13 protein-coding genes, 1 tRNA gene and 1 riboswitch are annotated in these 19,289 nt (G+C 46.4%); of the genes, 8 read left to right on the forward strand and 6 right to left on the reverse strand.

The genetic code is table 11. The features are described from left to right. Positions 1 to 142: 142 nt before the first annotated feature. Both NDA06_RS14775 and metH read right to left on the reverse strand, forming a co-directional pair. Positions 143 to 2,257, reverse strand: a complete 2,115-nt coding sequence (locus tag NDA06_RS14775) for a carotenoid oxygenase family protein (protein ID WP_199324085.1) — start codon at positions 2,255 to 2,257, stop codon at positions 143 to 145. A 668-nt stretch (positions 2,258 to 2,925) separates the two neighbouring features. Continuing rightward, a complete protein-coding gene (gene metH, locus NDA06_RS14780; RefSeq protein WP_190985914.1) occupies positions 2,926 to 6,486 on the reverse strand; it encodes a methionine synthase in 3,561 nt (1,186 codons plus the stop codon). Positions 6,487 to 7,229: 743 nt separating this feature from the next. Between metH and nblR the strand changes: the two genes are divergently transcribed. The 3 genes from nblR (at position 7,230) to NDA06_RS14795 (ending at position 9,429) form a co-directional block, all read left to right on the forward strand. After that, entirely contained in the window at positions 7,230 to 7,925 is a 696-nt protein-coding gene (gene nblR, locus NDA06_RS14785; protein WP_190411932.1) for a response regulator transcription factor NblR, read from the forward strand. A gap of 141 nt (positions 7,926 to 8,066) precedes the next feature. Further along, complete coding sequence (locus NDA06_RS14790) at positions 8,067 to 8,603, forward strand: DUF192 domain-containing protein (protein ID WP_190531620.1); 537 nt, start codon at positions 8,067 to 8,069, stop codon at positions 8,601 to 8,603. A 634-nt stretch (positions 8,604 to 9,237) separates the two neighbouring features. Continuing rightward, a complete protein-coding gene (locus tag NDA06_RS14795) occupies positions 9,238 to 9,429 on the forward strand; it encodes a DUF2949 domain-containing protein (RefSeq protein WP_190411931.1) in 192 nt (63 codons plus the stop codon). A gap of 418 nt (positions 9,430 to 9,847) precedes the next feature. Here the strand turns inward: NDA06_RS14795 and NDA06_RS14800 are convergent, their stop codons facing one another. Continuing rightward, positions 9,848 to 10,981 carry a GTPase gene (locus NDA06_RS14800; protein ID WP_190531595.1) on the reverse strand — a complete coding sequence of 378 codons (1,134 nt, stop codon included), beginning with the start codon at positions 10,979 to 10,981 and terminating at the stop codon, positions 9,848 to 9,850. A gap of 222 nt (positions 10,982 to 11,203) precedes the next feature. Continuing rightward, positions 11,204 to 11,300: riboswitch (TPP riboswitch) on the forward strand. A 6-nt stretch (positions 11,301 to 11,306) separates the two neighbouring features. Here NDA06_RS14800 and thiC point away from each other — a divergent pair. After that, on the forward strand, positions 11,307 to 12,680 hold the full coding sequence (thiC, locus tag NDA06_RS14805; protein ID WP_190682926.1) for a phosphomethylpyrimidine synthase: 1,374 nt from the start codon (positions 11,307 to 11,309) through the stop codon (positions 12,678 to 12,680). A 104-nt stretch (positions 12,681 to 12,784) separates the two neighbouring features. Here thiC and pyrE read toward each other — a convergent pair whose 3' ends face one another. Further along, positions 12,785 to 13,402 carry an orotate phosphoribosyltransferase gene (gene pyrE / locus NDA06_RS14810; RefSeq protein WP_190985913.1) on the reverse strand — a complete coding sequence of 206 codons (618 nt, stop codon included), beginning with the start codon at positions 13,400 to 13,402 and terminating at the stop codon, positions 12,785 to 12,787. A gap of 121 nt (positions 13,403 to 13,523) precedes the next feature. Between pyrE and NDA06_RS14815 the strand changes: the two genes are divergently transcribed. Then, positions 13,524 to 13,946 carry a hypothetical protein gene (locus tag NDA06_RS14815; RefSeq protein WP_190667913.1) on the forward strand — a complete coding sequence of 141 codons (423 nt, stop codon included), beginning with the start codon at positions 13,524 to 13,526 and terminating at the stop codon, positions 13,944 to 13,946. 360 nt (positions 13,947 to 14,306) lie between these two features. On the opposite strand, the gene NDA06_RS14820 is transcribed toward NDA06_RS14815, so the two are convergent. Further along, positions 14,307 to 14,379: transfer RNA gene (locus tag NDA06_RS14820), tRNA-Met, on the reverse strand. A 249-nt stretch (positions 14,380 to 14,628) separates the two neighbouring features. Between NDA06_RS14820 and NDA06_RS14825 the strand changes: the two genes are divergently transcribed. Continuing rightward, the gene (locus tag NDA06_RS14825; protein WP_190411926.1) at positions 14,629 to 15,321 is read left to right on the forward strand and encodes a hypothetical protein; all 693 of its coding nucleotides are present in this window, start codon (positions 14,629 to 14,631) and stop codon (positions 15,319 to 15,321) included. 154 nt (positions 15,322 to 15,475) lie between these two features. After that, a complete protein-coding gene (locus tag NDA06_RS14830; protein ID WP_190411925.1) occupies positions 15,476 to 17,008 on the forward strand; it encodes a hemolysin family protein in 1,533 nt (510 codons plus the stop codon). 52 nt (positions 17,009 to 17,060) lie between these two features. On the opposite strand, the gene queC is transcribed toward NDA06_RS14830, so the two are convergent. Further along, positions 17,061 to 17,747 (reverse strand): 7-cyano-7-deazaguanine synthase QueC, encoded by a 687-nt coding sequence (gene queC / locus NDA06_RS14835; RefSeq protein ID WP_190985912.1) that lies wholly within the window; start codon positions 17,745 to 17,747, stop codon positions 17,061 to 17,063. A gap of 384 nt (positions 17,748 to 18,131) precedes the next feature. Between queC and NDA06_RS14840 the strand changes: the two genes are divergently transcribed. After that, the gene (locus NDA06_RS14840; protein WP_190411946.1) at positions 18,132 to 19,205 is read left to right on the forward strand and encodes a Gfo/Idh/MocA family oxidoreductase; all 1,074 of its coding nucleotides are present in this window, start codon (positions 18,132 to 18,134) and stop codon (positions 19,203 to 19,205) included. The last annotated feature ends 84 nt before the right edge of the window (positions 19,206 to 19,289 follow it).

Below are 19,289 nucleotides of genomic sequence, written 5' to 3' on the forward strand. Positions count from 1 at the left end.
AACAAAAAAATACCTCATCCTTAATCTTATATATCAAAAATCTATCCCAAGATAGATACAGACGCGACATATCGCGTCTGTATACGAAGTTACTACCTTAAAATATTTTCCGATACACAGTGAGGCGTATTTAGGGCTTCACTCAACAGGCAGATCGCGAAGTTGGCTCAAAATGAGGATATACCTCAGTTTCAAATAGATCCTGGATTTCTTGAGACTTTTGCTTCACTAAGTTCTTGTAATCCTGACGCACAGGGATGTTGTACGTGGCTGTGCGGGGGGCGATTTTTTCCAACCACGCTGTGTGAATCGTCAAGCTAAACTTCAGTGAAGGATGGCTCAATCTACACCGGGGACCATCCTCCAGATTTTGAGCATCGAAAATCCAAATTTCGTTGCCGTCTGGCGTGAAAACGGTGCAAACAATGTAACCGTCGGTTGAACTATCTTCTGAACTCTCTTCGCTGTTGCGGCGTGGCATAAACTGCGGCGAACTGACAATATAGCCAGCAGGGAACTGATAGCGATCGCCAATCTTGAGCGACTCCTCCGACGAGGTGTTTAACCGGAACAAAGAAGCGGGTATACCAGCCTCTGCAAGGCGAAGCATCTCCGTCCGCGGTACTACCCGATACTTATAGTCTTTGTACAGGTCGAAGACAAACTGCGTCAGCAACTGCTTCCATAGCCCAAAAGAGATCCAGTAAAGATTATCCAGATGTTTCGGAGGCTTACCTGATGGCAAGAGATGGCGATAAGCATAGAGTCCTACGCCCCAGGTACACTCAGCATCGGAAATTACCTTCGACTCCAAAATTTGACCGCTTTCTCCATCAATTACATAGCGTCCCATCCGGCTGATGTCCATCTCATCGTGTTGCATCCCACACAGGCGAGACGGGACAGAAATCTTAGGATTGTAGGCAGAGACATCATACTCGCGGAGCCATTCAGATACATCCCAAGCACAAATATGAGATGCGTGGAGGGTAATGTTTCCATCTGGATTCGCATAATCCAACAGAAAATGAGCCGCTTCCAGGGGAATCACAACCCGTCGTGCGACAACTTCAACTTCTTGCTGACTGCACGCTGGGCGCTGTCCCGCTTTCAAGTCAGCGCGGCGAACGATGTACACGACAGAATCCGCTAACTCTCGAAGTGTAAGTAAGTCTCTGATAAGTCTTTTGGTTGCCTTACTTTGGGGGATAGGATTACTGAGTAACTGCTCTACCCCAGTCGTAAAGGCTGTGTCCATTAGCACCAAATAATCTTCTGTCAACCCAATCTGATGGATAGTTTGCTTAATCTTGACGGGGGTTCTATCTGGTAATACCAGCTTCCAGCGCTCTAAGTTGTTTACACCATCCCAGCGGATCAAATAGACGAAATCTTTAAATTCTATGTTGGTAGTTCTCTCAAGCAACCTCATATAAAATTCCAAGATATTTTGAGAGATATTGGAGAATGTCTTGAGAAAATCTTGCACAAAGTCTTGTGCTTCGATAAACCGGGCAAGTTCTTTGAGGAGTTCCTCGATTTGTTCTGGAAGTTCATCCAAATCGTAAATTAAAGGGATGGTTTGGAGAATATTTGCTACCGATTTACCGTAATTGACCGTAAACATTTCGCTTTTATCAGGGTCAAAAACTGGATGTGCGGTACTCAAAACGGGTGGAAAGGGAAACTTTAAGGAAGTTTCGGATTGCCACTCTGTATTGGCTCCGATCGGAGTTACAACCTCCAGCGTTTCGGTATCAATCTCGTAGGGACGACCAGCATCATAGGTTACTAGCAGACGCTCGTTGGCATCGTCTCGAAATTTAATGGGCAGAAAAGCTGTATTCAACTCGTTGCGGAAGCCAAGAGAAAGAGAAAATCGCGAAATGCCATGATTGCGAAATTGATACTTGACATACTCGCTGCCAGGTCGGGTTGCCTTATCGGCGTAGTAACATGGCGGCTTAACCAGCCGCGTTTTCAACCCCACTTCACCTTGGCGATCGAAGTCAAGCCGATAAATCATCCCATCGCCAGCCAAGAGGGAAGTTCCGTCAGCATCTGGAGCATCTCCGGAGTTGACAGAGCCTACTGGAGCAACGATAAAGACGTGACCCTGCAAATCATCTGGTAGCTCTCCATGAATCTGCATTTTGATGTTGCTGAGTTCGTAGCGATTTGCCGTCATTATTGACTCTGGAACTGGCGGACAACAGCCTGGTACAGCTTGAATTGGGTCAAAAATTGGCTCTTTCATGTTATTGATGTCTGTGTCTCTATCGAAGGAAGTACAATACTCAAGAAGTTGCTGAAAGTAATCAATTAACAAACTTACGCAATGTGCAACTTTTTCTTATCCCTCCTAAAAAGCAGAGTTTAGGGAGCGCATACGTAATACCATTAGGCTTGATCGATGCAAAATTTGAATTATTGAAACTGCCTAGAGGCAAGGCTTTCACAATTCAAATTTAAAATCTCAAATGGTATAAACTGTACCAATTTAGATTCTCCTTAAAAAAGAAGAGTTCTAATCTCTAAAGCTGTACATTGCGTAAACTTGACTCCTTTGAAACTGTTTGGCTTTTTGCACAGCCGTTTCAGCATCGGAGATTATCCAATTTGCTCATCAAACTGTATATCTAGCCTGTGTTGAATCCGAGCGTTTTCAAAGCGATACAGAAACTCCTCTGTAGATAACTGATATTTACCTACAAATTCCTAGATTCATTTTCCGTTCGCTGGATATTATTTTTAAGCGATTCTCATACCCAGTCGCCGCGCGATCGCAATCTAGCGCAGAACGCTCCTCGATTATCTGTTTTAACAAGTCTGGGTAATTGCAGATAATCTTGACAGCCCAATTAATTTGTTTTGGAATAATTAATGATATGTAAGGTGAGCGTTGCCCACCCTACACCTTACTGTTTAAGCGCTAAAGTATTTAGCTGCGGGGTGATAGGCGATAATCGCAGTCGTAGATTGTTCGGGATACAGTTGTTCGCTTTCATCCATGTGAAGGTTGATGCGATCGCTTCCTAGTAACTCCAGCAATTTATATTGATCCTGAATATTCGGACAAGCCGGATATCCAAAACTGTACCGAGAACCTTGATAACGCTGCGCCAGAACATCCCGAATCTTATCCGGTTCTGATGCACCCAAGCCTAACTCCCGGCGGATTCGGGCGTGAAGCCACTCTGCCACAGCCTCCGCCGTTTGTACCGCCAAGCCGTGGAAGTACAGATAATCGCTGTATTGATTATTTGCAAACAACTTCTGCGCGAATTCCGTCGCAATATCCCCCACCGTCACCGCCTGCATCGCAAACACATCAACGTGTCCCGACTCAATAGGTGCAAAGAAATCAGAAATACACAGACGACGCATGGACTTCTGACGAGGGAAATTGAACGTCGCAACAACATTCTTCTCCCTCTCTTCTTTCGCATCTTTACAATTCATAAATTCCGGATCGTACAAATGCAAAGAATTTCCCTTAGCCTGACACGGAAAATACCCGTAAACAACTTGCGGATGTAGCAAACTCTCCTCTACAACCCGCTGTTTCCACTCCTTCAAAATTGGGTAAACTTTTTCCTCTAAAAACTGATTGTACTCCTCGCGAGACTGTTCCTGCGGTTTGCGGAATTGCCACTGTCCAGCAATCAAGGCCTGCAAATCCAGATACTCAAATACCTCCTCTAATGGAATATCTTCAGACTGTAATAGTTTCGTACCCCAGAAAGGCGGAACCGGACGCTCAATTTCAATCGCCACAGCCTCAGAACGCCGCGTATCTACTTCTACGGGTTGAGCTTCTTGAGTGGTATTTTCTAATGGCACACGAGACGCCTCCTGTACAATAGGCGCATGACCATTTTCCTCAACTTCATCCAAAAATCCCTGCAAATCATCCCAATTTCCAGAAGATTTTGCAGGCATTAATTTATCCATAAAATGCAGATCTGAAAAAGCATCTTTGCCGTAAATCACCTTACCCTTGTAAGTGTTTTGGCAATCTTCATGGACAAATTTAGGAGTTAGCGCTGCACCCCCTAAAATGACTGGAACCGTAATTCCTTTTTGGTTGAAAACCTCCAAGTTTTCTTTCATAAAAGCGGTTGATTTTACCAGCAAGCCGCTCATTGCAATACAATCAGCTTTGTGCTGCTCAAAAGCATCAACAATGTTATCAACAGGCTGTTTGATGCCAATATTAACCACTTTGTAACCGTTGTTTGACAAGATGATATCCACCAAGTTTTTACCGATGTCGTGGACATCTCCTTTGACGGTAGCAATTACTACAGTTCCTTTGGCATTATTTCCAGCATCTTTCTTTTCCATGAATGGCTCTAAATATGCCACTGCTGCTTTCATGGTTTCCGCTGATTGCAATACGAAAGGCAACTGCATTTGTCCGGAACCAAACAACTCACCTACTACTTTCATGCCATCTAGTAGGAAGGTGTTAATGATATGCAGAGGCGCATATTTTTCTAAAGCTTTGGTAAGTTGTTCCTCTAAGCCGATGCGTTCGCCGTCGATAATGTGACGCTTTAGACGTTCTTCTACAGGGAGATTTTCATCACCAGAGCGATCGCGTTTCGTCGTTTTCCCTTCAAATAGCGTTGTCAATTCTCCCAGCGGATCGTAGGTGCAGATGTCTCCATCAAATTGCCGCTCATCGTAGATTAACTTGCGGCAGACTTCTTGATGCTCTGGCTCAATTTTCGCTAGGGGCAGAATTTTACTGGCGCTGACAATTGCCGCATCCATGCCCACCGCCATCGCTTCGTGCAGAAACATGGAATTCAGGACGACTCGCGCCGCTGGGTTTAAACCGAAGGAGACGTTAGAAACCCCCAAGATAACGTGGCAACCGGGGAGTTCTTCTCGAATGCGGCGGATGGATTCAATGGTCGCTTTTCCATTCGCTCGGTCTTCTTCGATACCCGTAGAAATTGGGAGGGCAAGGGTGTCAAAAAATATTTCGTGGGCGGGAATGCCATATTCGACAGCAGCACGATAGGCACGTTGTGCGATCGCAAACTTTTTCTCAGCCGTCCGCGCCATCCCCTCCTCATCAATTGTTCCAATTACAACACCCGCACCGTACTTCTTCGCCAGCTCCAACACCTTGAAGAAGCGCTCCTCTCCATCTTCATAGTTAGTCGAATTCAGCAGGCACTTGCCTCCGGAAACCTTCAAGCCCGCCTCCATTTTTTCCCATTCTGTGGAGTCGAGCATCAGCGGTATCGTCACATTTGTTACCAGCCGTGACACTAATTCATGCATATCCCGAACGCCATCGCGCCCGACATAATCCACGTTGACATCGAGGATGTGCGCGCCTTCCCGCACCTGCGACTTCGCCAAAGACACTAACCCATCCCAATCTTCCCCATTCAGCAAGTCGCGGCACTTCTTAGAACCACTCGCATTCAACCGCTCGCCCACAATCAGGAATGAATTATCCTGCTCGTAAGGTTGGGCGCTGTAAATTGACGCCGCCGCAGGCTCATAACTAAAGTGGCGCTCTTTTGGCTTCAGAGTTTTGCCAATTTCTGCTAATTGTTGAATATGCTCAGGGCGCGTGCCGCAACAGCCGCCAATGATCTGCACGCCCCAATCTTCTACAAAGTGCATCAGCGCCATCCGCAATTCCATCGGCGTCAGCTTATAGTGAGCATGACCACCAACGTTTTCGGGTAAGCCAGCATTAGGAACGCAGGAAACCACAAACGGCGAGTGCTGGCAAAGATACTTGATATGCTCAGCCATCCGATCTGGCCCCGTGGCACAGTTCAGTCCGAGAATATCAATCGGGTAACGTTCCAAAATCGTCACTACGGCGCTAATCTCAGAACCGACTAGCATCGTACCCATGACTTCCATCGTCACTGACACCATTAACGGGCGTCGTTCCCCTTTGCGCTGAAAGACTTCCTCAACTGCATTCAGTGCTGCCTTAATTTGCAGCACATCCTGACAAGTCTCGACAAGAAATAAATCGACGCCGCCGTCGTAAAGCGCCTCAGCTTGCTCTTCAAAGGAAGCTTGCAGTGTGTCAAAGTCAATATGTCCGAGCGTTGGCAGCTTGGTCGTTGGCCCTATCGAACCCGCTACAAACCGGGGTTTCTCTGGGGTCGAAAATTCCACCGCCACGCGCTTCGCCAGTTCCGCCGCCTTCTTATTTAAATAGTAGGCTTGATCCGCCAGGTCGTACTCTGCCAGCACAATCGAGGCACCGCCAAAAGTATCTGTTTCAATCACATCGGCACCGACTGCCAAAAAGTCCCGATGCACTTTTTCTACCGCTTCTGGTTTGGTGTGTACCAGATACTCGTTACAACCTTCGTATTCTGGCCCTCCAAAATCAGCGGCGGTGAGGTTTTGTGTTTGGAGGTTAGTTCCCATTGCGCCATCGAAGACGATGACAGGACGTTCAGGACTGTGGAGGCGAGTCAAGAAGGGGCTGGTCATAGATGGCGACGTCTTTATGAATAGGTAGTTGCGTTAGGCTTTGAACGATCAGCTTAATCTATTTTGCAGACTTTCTCGTTTTCGGAAGTAACTAAAACTATGAAAGTGCAAGACTGTAACGACGTCTTTTGTTCCATAGCAGTCATTTCCTCAAGAAGTCAGAATCTATTTTAACCGAGATTAGTAGTTTAATTGAGCAAAGCTAAGCCATCAGTCTGAAACCTGCTTTGCATTTATTTAAGGCAAGACTTAGACAAAATTTGCAAAATCCCGGCTCCGAGGAAGGGGAGAGATCGCGTCTTCCAGTCTGGTTGAAGAAAGCCTGAGTAGACTTTTATAAAGAATTGATGAAGAAAGCGATCGCTCCTGATTAAACTGCTTTTTTTATTAGTAAAAACAAGAGTTTTTGTGAAAATTAAATTATGCTAACTTTGCATCTAGAAGGGGGTTTCCTGTCGTTATGTACCCTAACAATCGTTTTCCCCCTAAATCCCTGTTTTCAAGGAAGATTTTTCCAGTTCTCCTCAAGTTATCGGGGAATTAGGGGAATCTTAGGTCTGGCAACTTATTTAGGCGATCGCTACTTGCCCCTCGCTCTCCCCATCCTCTGTTTTATACTAAGCATGAATACTTACCTATATTGAAGAAAGCAGCGACGGACGCTACCGCATCCCGCTTCGCTAACGCTTGCCAGTGTAGTTAAACTGAGATAACAACGCAGCAAAAGCGCCCCAATGCAGCCTATGTCTCCTGTTACTTTTGACCGCACTCCCTGTGTTTTACTTGTCGAAACCGACGAAATTCTTGTCCAACGTGTCAGCATGGATTTGCGAGAGGCTGGATATACAACTGTGGTTGCACCAGACACCACCAGTGGTTTTCATCAAGCTTGCGAACTTCAGCCAGCTTTAGTCGTCGTAGATCGAGTGCTAACAGGGGATTCAGGATTGAAGTTGTGCAACCAGCTGAGGAATGCAGGTTCTCGCGTGCCAGTACTGCTGTTGATGGCTCGCGATACTGTAGAAGATCGAGTTGCTTGTCTAAATTCGGGTGCCGATGACTACTTCCTCAAACCCTATCGCACAGACGCTTTTTTGCAACTGGTGCGCCTCTACTTACAGCCGGAAGCGGGTGCTAGCGAACAGTTACGGTTTGGCGAACTGGTTTTAGACTTGTCTACTCGCAGAGCGATGCGGAATGGGCGAGTAATTGACCTGACAATGAAGGAATTTGAACTTCTAAAATATATGATGTCGCATCCCCGTGAGGTTTTAACCCGCGAACAGATTCTAGAAAATGTTTGGGGATACGACTTTATGGGAGAGTCGAATGTGATTGAGGTGTATATCCGTTATTTGCGTCTCAAAATCGAAGAAGAGGGCGAGAAGCGCCTGATTCAGACAGTGCGAGGTGTCGGATACGTTTTGCGGGAAGCTTAGGTTTTGAGTTTTGGGCGTAAATATCAAGGATTAAGGATGAATTTGGACTGGAGAGAGCAGCGCTTAGGCACATCTGCCAAAAGCGATCGCAATGTGAAAAAGCAGGCAAGTTTAGTCGTCATGATGCTGGCAGTTTTGCTGATGGGATGTTCGGCATCGGTGCCATCAACCTCCTCTCAGAGTGGGGAACCCGCGCAACCATTGCAGCAGGCGTCGCCAGTATCAGCACCGACATCAGCACCGACGACCCCTGCACAACAAGCGCACTCATCACCGGAAGCATCACCCGCACAGAATAAGAGGGGTCAAACTTTGCCAATTTCAGCCAAGGCAACGATGGCAGGTCAGGTGATTCAGCTAGAAGTAGCGCGGACTCCCCAACAACAGCAAATGGGGTTAATGTACAGAACATCTTTGGCGGACGATCGCGGGATGCTCTTTCTTTTCAATCCACCGCAACCGATCAATTTCTGGATGAAGAATACCCTCATCCCGCTGGATATGGTTTTTATGCTGGATGGAGTGGTGAAAGAGATCGTTGCCGATGTCCCTCCCTGTAAAACCAGTCTTTGCCCCACCTATGGTCCCAATACGCCCGTTAACCAGGTGATTGAACTCCGGGGAGGACGCGCTGCGGAACTCGGTTTGAAGGCAGGCGATCGCGTGACCATTCAGTAACTCAATACTAAGACAGACCGACTTTCTGGCTGTCTTTTATAGTCCTTATCGAAACGATTTAAAAATTTACTCGTTCTTTTAACCTATTTGTCGCAAAAATAAGCTACTCTTTCCCAAGAGAGAGTTTAAGACTGCAAATTTCAATTATTGTTACGCTTAAACCTAGATTCTCGCTTCCAGAGACATGGTTCTTCCAAGAATGAGAGTGCTTTGCCTGGAATTTGGTGTGAGGTGAGAGGCATAGACGCTCTAGGCAAGCAAATCTCTCCTAATACAGAGGGATTTCAGTGAATTGCTAAAGAAAATATTAAGCAAAGTTCACTAGCAACAGTCGGCTAAGATTTCAGAAAAAAGGGGAGTGAGCCTAAGTTTTTAGTCTTATTCTCTAGGTCAGCCCGGAAGGGATGCCTAAAGTCCTGAATCTAGTATGAGCATTCTTCTGTTAATACCCATACCGGCTGCCGTAATTGTCACACCAGGCTGGTGATCTGAAACACTAGCGTTACAGTGAGTAGCGGCAAAATAGTATAAAAGGAGTCGAGTAAAGGTGGACAGATAAAATACTGACTACCGTTACTCAACAAACCAAGGTTTAAATTACAAAATAGATTCAACAAAGGGGGTAAAAGCCATCATGGCACCTACGAATTTTTCTCGATTTCTCCGTTTTCTTCAAGAAGATTTAGCAATATCTAAGGCATCGATTGCGATCGCTTTGCGGCGTCGGGAACAAGATCCTGGCCCATTGCCAATGATTCTATGGCAATACGGTTTAGTAACGTTGGAACAGTTAGATCAAATCTATGACTGGTTGGAAACTGCATAAGGCTTGATGATTCGGCGAGGAGCAAGAAAGTCATGTCAGAGCAATTGGGCGTCGGTACTTTCCCGACCCATCCGCGAAGACTTAAGAAATGTTCTCAATTACAATTTACTTCACCAAAAAGAGCGGGTCAAATATTTGACCCGCTCTTTTTAGTTGTTAGTTTTTAAAAGTTAGTTTTCCTTATAATCTGCCTTTATAAATGCTGCTTGGCAATGAGCGATCGCTTTATTATCATCCCAATTAAACGAAGAACAAAAACGTGCTGAAAGATTAGCAGAACGCTTACCCCAGGTGGGGCTTAACCCTGATGAAGTGTAATTAGTCGTGAAAGCGATCGCACTTTCCAAAATTCTTAACTTGTGGATAGGTATCGGGATAGGTGAGTGCGATCGCTGTTTGTGAAATCAATGAACCTTTTCTAGAGAAATTTCTCGATAATCGCCTTCCAAGATGGCAAAACCTTTACATCTGTCAAGGCTAATTCTTTTAAAGCTGTTTCTGCTTGCTTGCGGTAAGTTCGGAACTTTGACTTAAGAAGTTCCTCTTGCTCAAGTTTTGCGCCATTTGCAAGTATGTGATTGATAGTAGCTAATATTGCAAGCGTAATACTCATAGCAACGCCTGCTGCTGCAATATTAACAACCCCTGTTGGTGGTAAAAATGATGTGACGAACAGGAAAAGACTCGTTCCCGCTGCTTCTGCTGCAAATGCAGGTAGTATGGCAAGAGCTGATTTTTGCGAAAGAATTTCACCAGTGTACAGATAGTACAAGGAAACAATTGCGGCAGCTTGTGTAGCTGTGATGTAGGCGGCAGAGCCTGGGATGAAAGCTTGACCAGCCACTGCAACTAAAGCCGCCGTTATGATACTTATCACATAAGGTTTTTTCTCACCCATGTGGCGGGCAAGTAGTAGATCCTTGCCCTTTGAACCTAAAAAATTTTCAATGTCCTCCCGAAGCCCGTACACACCACGAATATCTAGTGGAATGTCAGGACGAGTTCCGGGATCGTACCCAAAGGCGCACACTGGATAAATTTTTTCGATTTGAAGTGCCTCTTTCCACTGATTAATAACCTTTTCTAAAGCCGAGGGGTCTAGCCGATCCCACTCGTCGATTTTATTCAGCACTACAAATACAGAGTCACAGTGCGATCGCAGGTCATCTAAGTATCTTTTCTGAGAGGCATCTGAAGCACCAGTTACAACGAGTATACCTACATCAATATGTTTTAAAAATTCTCGTGTAATCTCACTATTCTCTGCACGGACATCATCAAGTCCTGGTGAATCTATTAATCTAACTCGTTCATCTAGGCGCAATATTTTTAGTTTGGTAGTTACACCAGCCTCAGCGCCCACATTAGCTATAGCCTTTTTACGACTTAGCTTTAGCAGTGCATTGATTAATGAGCTTTTGCCTGAACTAACCTTGCCGATGACAGCTATATTCAAAGTTTTAGAGAAATCTTGGACTTTCTCCTCGAATTGAGTTTCTACATTTTCCCAAAAGTCTCTCTCATCCCAACTATCAGATGCTGCGTTGACCATTTGAAATTCTCTGGATAACTATAGCTATTATGTAAGCGGTCTAATTTTGAACCTCTCAGCGAATCTACTGAAATTCTAAAAGTTGAGGCTGAGTGGTGCGATCGCTCTCATGCCCCAAACGGCACAGGAATGCGATCGCTCTGTAGCCACTTCACAGCGTGATGCAAAACATCAAGTTTTTGAAACCTTCCAGCCCTAACCAGAGCTTGGTGGTAATATTGTCAATCAAGCTAGGGGTGCCTGGATTCACAGGCTGAGATTACACCCTTAGAACCTGAGTCCGGCTAATACCGGCGGAGGGAAGCTGTTAATTGAGGAATTCAATATGCGGACTGAATGGATCGCTAAGCGGCGTGGACAGAGCAATGTCTCTCAAATGCACTACGCCCGTCAGGGTGTGATTACTGAAGAAATGCAGTATGTAGCACAGCGGGAAAATCTCCCAGTTGAGCTGATTCGGGATGAAGTGGCGCGGGGACGAATGATTATCCCCGCCAACATTAATCACACCAATCTAGAACCGATGGCGATTGGTATCGCCTCGAAGTGTAAGGTAAACGCCAATATCGGCGCTTCCCCCAACTCTTCCAATCTGGATGAAGAAGTCGATAAGCTGAAGCTGGCAGTCAAGTATGGCGCTGATACCGTCATGGACTTGTCCACCGGCGGCGGCAACCTGGATCAGATTCGCACGGCAATTATCAACGCCTCGCCCGTTCCCATTGGCACGGTGCCAGTTTACCAAGCCTTAGAAAGCGTTCACGGAACGATTGAAAACCTCACCGCCGATGACTTTCTCCACATCATTGAGAAGCACGCCCAGCAGGGGGTAGATTATCAAACTATCCACGCCGGGATATTAATTGAGCATTTGCCTTTAGTGCGCGATCGCATTACCGGGATTGTTTCGCGTGGTGGCGGCATTCTGGCACGGTGGATGTTGCATCATCACAAGCAAAATCCGCTTTATACCCACTTCCAAGACATCATCGAAATTTTCAAAAAATACGATGTCTCCTTCAGCCTGGGAGATTCCCTGCGTCCCGGTTGTCAGCACGACGCCTCAGATGCCGCTCAATTAGCCGAACTCAAAACTTTAGGACAATTGACCCGCAAAGCCTGGGAACATGACGTGCAGGTGATGGTGGAAGGGCCAGGACACGTCCCAATGGATCAAATCGAGTTTAATGTCAAAAAGCAGATGGAAGAGTGTTCGGAAGCGCCCTTCTACGTGCTGGGACCCTTGGTAACAGACATTGCCCCCGGTTACGACCACATCACCTCCGCGATTGGTGCAGCAATGGCTGGTTGGTACGGTACCGCGATGCTGTGCTATGTGACACCCAAGGAACACTTGGGACTGCCGGATGCTGAAGACGTGCGGAATGGATTAATCGCCTACAAGATTGCGGCTCATGCTGCCGATATTGCACGGCATCGTCCGGGGGCAAGGGACAGAGATGACGAACTTTCTAAAGCCCGTTACAACTTCGACTGGAACCGCCAGTTTGAATTGTCCCTCGACCCCGAACGCGCCAAAGAATATCACGACGAAACTCTGCCAGCAGATATTTACAAAACTGCTGAATTCTGCTCAATGTGCGGGCCTAAATTCTGCCCGATGCAGACTAAAGTGGATGCCGATGCTTTGACAGAACTAGAGAAGTTTTTGGCTAAGGAACCAGTAACCCAAAGCTAGTTATTTTCAACGCAAAGGAGCGCTAAGGGGAGCGCAAAGTAACACAGAGGATAATTACTTTGCGTTCTTTGCGAAAACCTTTGCGTTCTTTGCGTTTAAAAACCTTATCTGAGTTGGCGCGATCGCTCCTGAATCTCTGGAATCGAGAATACTGCCTGAAATTTTAGCCCAACTGACTGATAAAACTCCGCTCCCCCCTGCTGCCTGTCTACTAGCGAAATCACTTCATCAACGCTGTATCCGGCATCTCGCAGCCGCTCAACGGCTTTCATGGCAGATTGCCCTGTCGTGACAACATCTTCCAAAACGACCACCTTCGCACCTGTAGGGAGAATCGGGCCTTCTATATAAGCTTGTGTGCCGTGTCCCTTTGCTTCTTTGCGAATAATTAGCGCCGGTAACGGTCGATTTTCATAAGCAGAAACTACACTCACCGCCGTCACAATCGGATCGGCACCCAGCGTCAATCCAGCCACTGCCTGGGTATTCATCGGCAGCAACGATAACAAAATTCGACCCGTTGCCAAAGCTCCTTGGGGATGCAGTGTGACTGGCTTGCCATTAATGTAGTAAGAACTGCGCTGCCCCGAAGACAGGACAAAATCTCCCTCCTTATAAGCCACATGGCAAAATAAATCCAGCAGTTGCTGGCGTAGCGTTGTGAGATCGGCAGTAGCATAAGAGCCAGTTAAATCAGTTTGGGATTGGATTTCGTGGATCATCACTAGGAGAGAAAAAGAGTAGAGCGATTACAATTTGACCAACAATCATCCTAAACTTAAACTGAAGAATAGTATTCAGCCAAAGTTGAGGGACGAGATGGGAATGCGCTTGACTAATTTCATGAGTGTATTGGTTCTCAGTGCCGCTACGACTGTCATTGCCTCTAGCGCGATCGCTCAGCCTACACTCTCTAACTCCCAGTCAGGAACTTTTAACTCGATTCCAGACTTGTTTAATCGAGCTATCAGTGAAACCTCTGGAGACTTTTTCGGCAACCAATCTTACCGACGAGATCTGAATTTCATCATTGGCCCTAGCTTTCCAGAAAACGAAATCGAGCGAGACACTAAGACAGTAGATAACCTTTACCGGGAGCTACTCTGGCAGCAAACTTCCAGTGACTTTATTATTCGCACCCCCGATCTCCCGAATCCTTTCAACTCGTCAATTCTGCAAAGCCCAGCTATCAATGTAAACGTTACTGGTACTGGTAGACCCGTAACAGGCAGCGAGTTCGTGTTTGAGAATCCCCCACAGCCCTAAATCTGAAAAAGAAGAAAAGACAAACAATTTTTGCTTGTCTTTCTTCCTTCTACTTTTTTTAAAGTTCGCAGAGCGAGATTTAAACAAGGTACTAGGGCTTGTTTTTTATAGACTCTATTTTTTGAACTGAAATAGAGGTTACAACTTACTTTGTTCAGTTGCTTTCCAGCATTTGATAACCTTTGGTTTCTCAGAGGTTTTGCTGAAATTTCTGAGCAAATTAAATTACCGAGATACTTAAATTAATTAGGTTCTTGATGAGCGCGAGCCGCTAGTAAACTGCATTTATCCTGAGCGGATTGCACTTCCCCATAGAGCAATTCTAGGGAATTTACTCAAAGAATACCGAATTTATAGGAATGCGCCCTACCGGAATCGAACCAGTCTGAAGGCGAATTATGAGTTCGCTGCCTCCCCAATCGGCCAAGGGCGCGTGATTGATTTCGTTGCCAAGATTGCTGGCTGGATTGTTATTTTATACAATTATGCACGCTAAGTCCACTCGAAAGCGGATGCGTAGTATGATTCCTGATAATAAATTATAAGCGCTGTTTTCTAAAATAGAGATAAATTAGCAGCGTGACATTAACCAATTCGCTATCATAGGTTCCACTGCTGTCAGTCGTAAGCTATGTATAGCAGTTGATCGGTGTCGCGGCAATTTTTGTAGCTTGAGCAACCAATGAAACTAAATTCAACTGTCGCACTTACGTTAATTTTGCTTGCTATGATGTTAGGCGCTGGCTTTGTAAGTGCGATGTGGGGGTTTACTGTAGGTCATGAAGCCCTTAAAGGAGTAACGCAGCCGGATGTGCGCCCTACCAATAAATTAGCTGGGACTAAGCGGGCAACTCCTGGTAAAGAAGGAGTTGCAATTTTGCGCGAGGTTGATATCCTGGCAAGTGTCAAAGCACAAATGAGCGGCAAGGCTAAACCTGTTATTAAGCCTGAACAGAAGGAAGCGGAAACCACAAGCGACAGCAAGCCTAACACTCCTGAGGAAACCTCTGAGCAGGACAGTAAACAGCAAAATTTCCCGATTACCAGTCAGGACAAGGGCGTGAAGCTGGAGATAGGCTCAGCGCGTCAGCAAGGAGGTTCTTTGTTGCTGAATGTGAGCCTGAAGAATGAAGGAGGGAATGCTGTACGGTTTCTGTATAGCTTCTTAAATGTAACGGACGACCAAGGTCGAGCTTTAAGTGCTGTGACTGAAGGGCTGCCAGGAGAATTGCCACCGAATGGGCAAAGCTTTTCGGGGACGGTGAGTATTCCCACGGCTTTACTGGAAGACGCTAAGCAGCTTTCATTGACTCTGACAGATTATCCAGATCAAAAACTCCAGCTGAAAATGTCTGGAATTCCAGTGGTGAAGTAGGCGTTAGGTGTTAAGTGGTCGGTAATAGGAGCTGTCTCTGTATGATGACCGTACAGGGGGTAGAGGATTCTACCCACTACTTATTACCGACGACCGATTACCGACAATTCGTTGCCCATTACCCAATACCCAATACCCAATACCCTGGTTACGGATGGATACCCCCGTGTTGGCGATCTTGACGGTGAATGCTTTTCCTAGGCTCACCGCGCAAGACGTTTTGCTGCGATTATTATCGGTGCTACTACTGATTGCGATTAATGGTTTTTTTGTCATCGCTGAATTTTCGATAGTTTCGGTGCGGAGATCGCGCATCAATCAACTAGTCGAAGCGGGCGATATTCAAGCAAAAACGGTTCAAAACTTGCAAGGCAGCATCGATCGGCTGCTTTCTACTACTCAACTGGGGATTACTCTGTCTAGTTTGGCTCTCGGCTGGATTGGTGAGAGTACAATGGCAATCCTCGTGTCTGCTTCAATCGCGCACTTACCCTTATCTTGGGAGGTCAAAGCAGCGATCGCTCATTCCCTTTCGGTGCCGGTTGCTTTCTTCCTGATTGCCTATCTACAAATTGTTTTGGGTGAACTATCCCCGAAATCAGTGGCACTGCTTTACTCAGAACAGATGGCGAGGTTTTTGGGACTGCCGATCAGAGCGATCGCCCGCTTTTTCAACCCATTCATCTGGATTCTCAACCAATCGACACGCTTACTCTTGCGGCTAGTAGGCATTCAGTACACCGGACAAGGCTGGTATACGCGCGTTACTCCCGAAGAATTGCAAATGATTATCACCACAGAGCGCGAATCTACGGGACTGGAAGCTGAAGAACGAGAGTTACTCAACAACGTGTTTGAGTTTGGTGAGGTGTTGGCGGAAGAAGTCATGGTTCCCCGCACCAGCATTGCCTCTATTCCCTGTGAAGCCACTTTTCAAATCTTTCTAGATGAAATTACTACCACGGGTCACTCCCGCTATCCCGTCACAGGAGAATCCCTTGACGATATTCGCGGCATTATCTACTTCAAAGAGTTAGCTGAACCTCTAGCCAAAGGCGAACTAACTTTAGATACACCAATTCAGCCTTGGATTCGACCCGCTCGATTTGTGCCGGAAGGACAGCCTTTAAGCGAACTTTTGCCGATGATGCAGCGAAGTCACCTGGCAATGGCGATCGTTGTGGATGAATTTGGCGGCACCGCGGGGTTAGTAACAATTGAGGATTTAATTGCTGAAATTATCGGCTACGAGCCAAAAGCTGAGGATAAAGAAGAGTTAGCTGTGCAAATTTTGGATGAGCAAACTTTTCTGGTACAAGCACAGATGAATTTGGAAGAAGTCAACGAATTTCTCGATCTCAACTTGCCCTTGATTGATAAATACCAAACCTTGGGCGGCTTCGTGCTTTACCACTATCAGAGAATTCCTACCCAAGGTGAAACCTTGCGCTTTGACAACCTTGAGCTGACTATCGTTTCCGCCGAGGGTCCTCGCCTGCACCAAATTCGCATTCACCGACGAGAGGCGACAGTTGCTAGCAATGAAACTAACGGGTCTGATGTCTCAAATATGTCAGATTCAGATGGCTCAGATTCAAATGTCTCAGATGCCAAGGTTGCAGCAGATGACACCAAGAAATCAGAAATAACGAATCAGGAATCAGGATTCAGCAGAAATTTTGAATGATCGCGTTTAGATTTTCACTTGCCTCTCGTTAACGGCAGGAATATCCCCAACTTTAGTGACTCTTCGCTGCATAAGGAAGGGGATCTTGTAATCCTAGCTCAGCAAAAGCAGCTAGACGCAACTGGCAGGAATCACAGACGCCACAAGCCACTTCGCTCCCGGTATAGCAAGACCAAGTTTGCTCCCAAGGAACGCCTAGCCGATTCCCCATCTGAATGATTTCCGTTTTTTTCAGGTCTATCAGGGGCGTCATGATGCTAATTGGCTGTCCCTCTCGTCCCTGTTTTGTTCCCAGTCGAAAGACTTCCTGCATTGCCTGGATATAATCGGGACGACAATCGGGATAGCCGGAATAATCTAAAGCATTAACGCCAATATAAACCCGCTGGGCATTGATGGTTTCTGCATAAGCGAGGGCAAAGCTCAAAAAGATGGTATTTCGGGCGGGGACATAGGTCACGGGGATACTTTGATCCATTTCATCAAGCGATCGCCCTTCTGGTACGTTAATGGTACTGTCTGTGAGCGCAGAACCGCCCCAGCGACGCAAATCAAACGCCACTACCTGATGTTCTCGTATACCAGCGAGGCGAGCGATCGCTGTCGCAGACTCTAACTCTCGCTGGTGTCGCTGCTGGTAATCGAATGAGATGGCATAACACTCACAGCCATCAACCTTTGCTTGATACAGTACCGTCGAAGAATCTAGCCCCCCAGACAACAAAACAACCGCTTTCACGTCCCAGCCCCCTCATCCCCAGATTTTTACTTCTGCCAACTTTCAGATGTTTCCCACCATCACGTCTTGATAATTGACCGCTTACTGGCTACTAAATTCCTCAGCCCTCAGTCCTCAACTCTCAGTCCTCAGCCCTCAGCCCTCAGCCCTCAGTCCTCACCAAATGGACGGGAGAGAAAGTGACACATTTACCAGTTACTAATTTACAAACCTCAACAAAATGGAAGATAAGATAAATCTCACGAATTTGAGAAAGTTAGACACAGCTTTGAAATTCTTCACAAAAGAAGGCACTATGATACCATCTGGATCGTCTCAGGCGACTAAACGTTGCCAATTGATTTAATCCTAGTGGTGGAGGAGCATACAGGAGTGCAAGATAGCATGCCAGCAAGACAGCCAGACGCTCATCAGCAGCGTAACCAGCCGCAACCGATCCGCGTTGGCGTGATTGGGGTCGGTAATATGGGACAGCATCACACCCGCGTTCTGAGTCTGCTTAAAGATGTGGAACTGGTTGGTGTATCAGATATTAATGTTGAGCGGGGTTTGGATACTGCGAGTAAGTATCGCGCTCGCTTTTTTGAAAACTATCATGACTTAATCCCCTATGTAGACGCTGTCTGCATTGCCGTTCCGACAAGGCTGCATCATGAGGTTGGCATGACTTGCCTGCAAGCAGGGATTCATGTCTTGATTGAAAAGCCAATTGCCGCCAGTATTGCCGAGGCTGAATCCCTCGTCAATGCCGCAGCCGAATCGCACTCGATTCTCCAAGTAGGACATATTGAGCGGTTTAACCCGGCTTTTCAAGAACTCAGCAAAGTTCTGAAAACAGAAGAATTGCTTGCCCTAGAGGCTCATCGCATGAGTCCTTACTCGCAACGGGCTAACGATGTCTCTGTCGTCTTGGATCTGATGATCCATGATATTGACCTGTTGCTAGAACTATCCGCTGCGCCGGTAGTCAAATTGACCGCTAGTGGTAGTCGTGCCTCTGATTCCGGCTATTTAGATTACGTGACTGCTACCCTAGGCTTTGCCAACGGAATTGTCGCCACGCTAACAGCCAGTAAGGTGACACACCGCAAAATTCGTCGCATTGCTGCCCATTGTAAAAATTCTCTAACTGAGGCAGATTTTCTCAACAATGAAATTCTGATTCACCGGCAAACGACTGCAAATTATATGACAGATTATGGTCAGGTGCTTTACCGACAGGATGGGTTAATTGAGAAAGTCTACACCAGTAATATTGAGCCGCTTCACGCGGAGTTAGAGCATTTTGTTAACTGCGTGCGCGGTGGGAATCAACCTTCTGTAGGCGGCGAACAGGCGCTTAAAGCTTTGCGTCTGGCGAGTTTGATCGATCAGATGGCTCTCGATGGTCAGGTTTGGCAGCAACCAGACTGGGATTGTCGGTGTCTGAGTTCTCCGGCTGTAGCTGTTTCCTTCTAAAGAATTAAAAATTAAAAATTAAAAATTAAAAATGGAAGGTGTGTTGTAGAAGTAGCGATAATTAGTAGTAGAACCTTTGTGAAG

It is taken from the genome of Trichocoleus sp. ST-U1 (assembly GCF_039961835.1).
In the GTDB taxonomy this organism is placed as follows: domain Bacteria; phylum Cyanobacteriota; class Cyanobacteriia; order Cyanobacteriales; family FACHB-T130; genus FACHB-T130.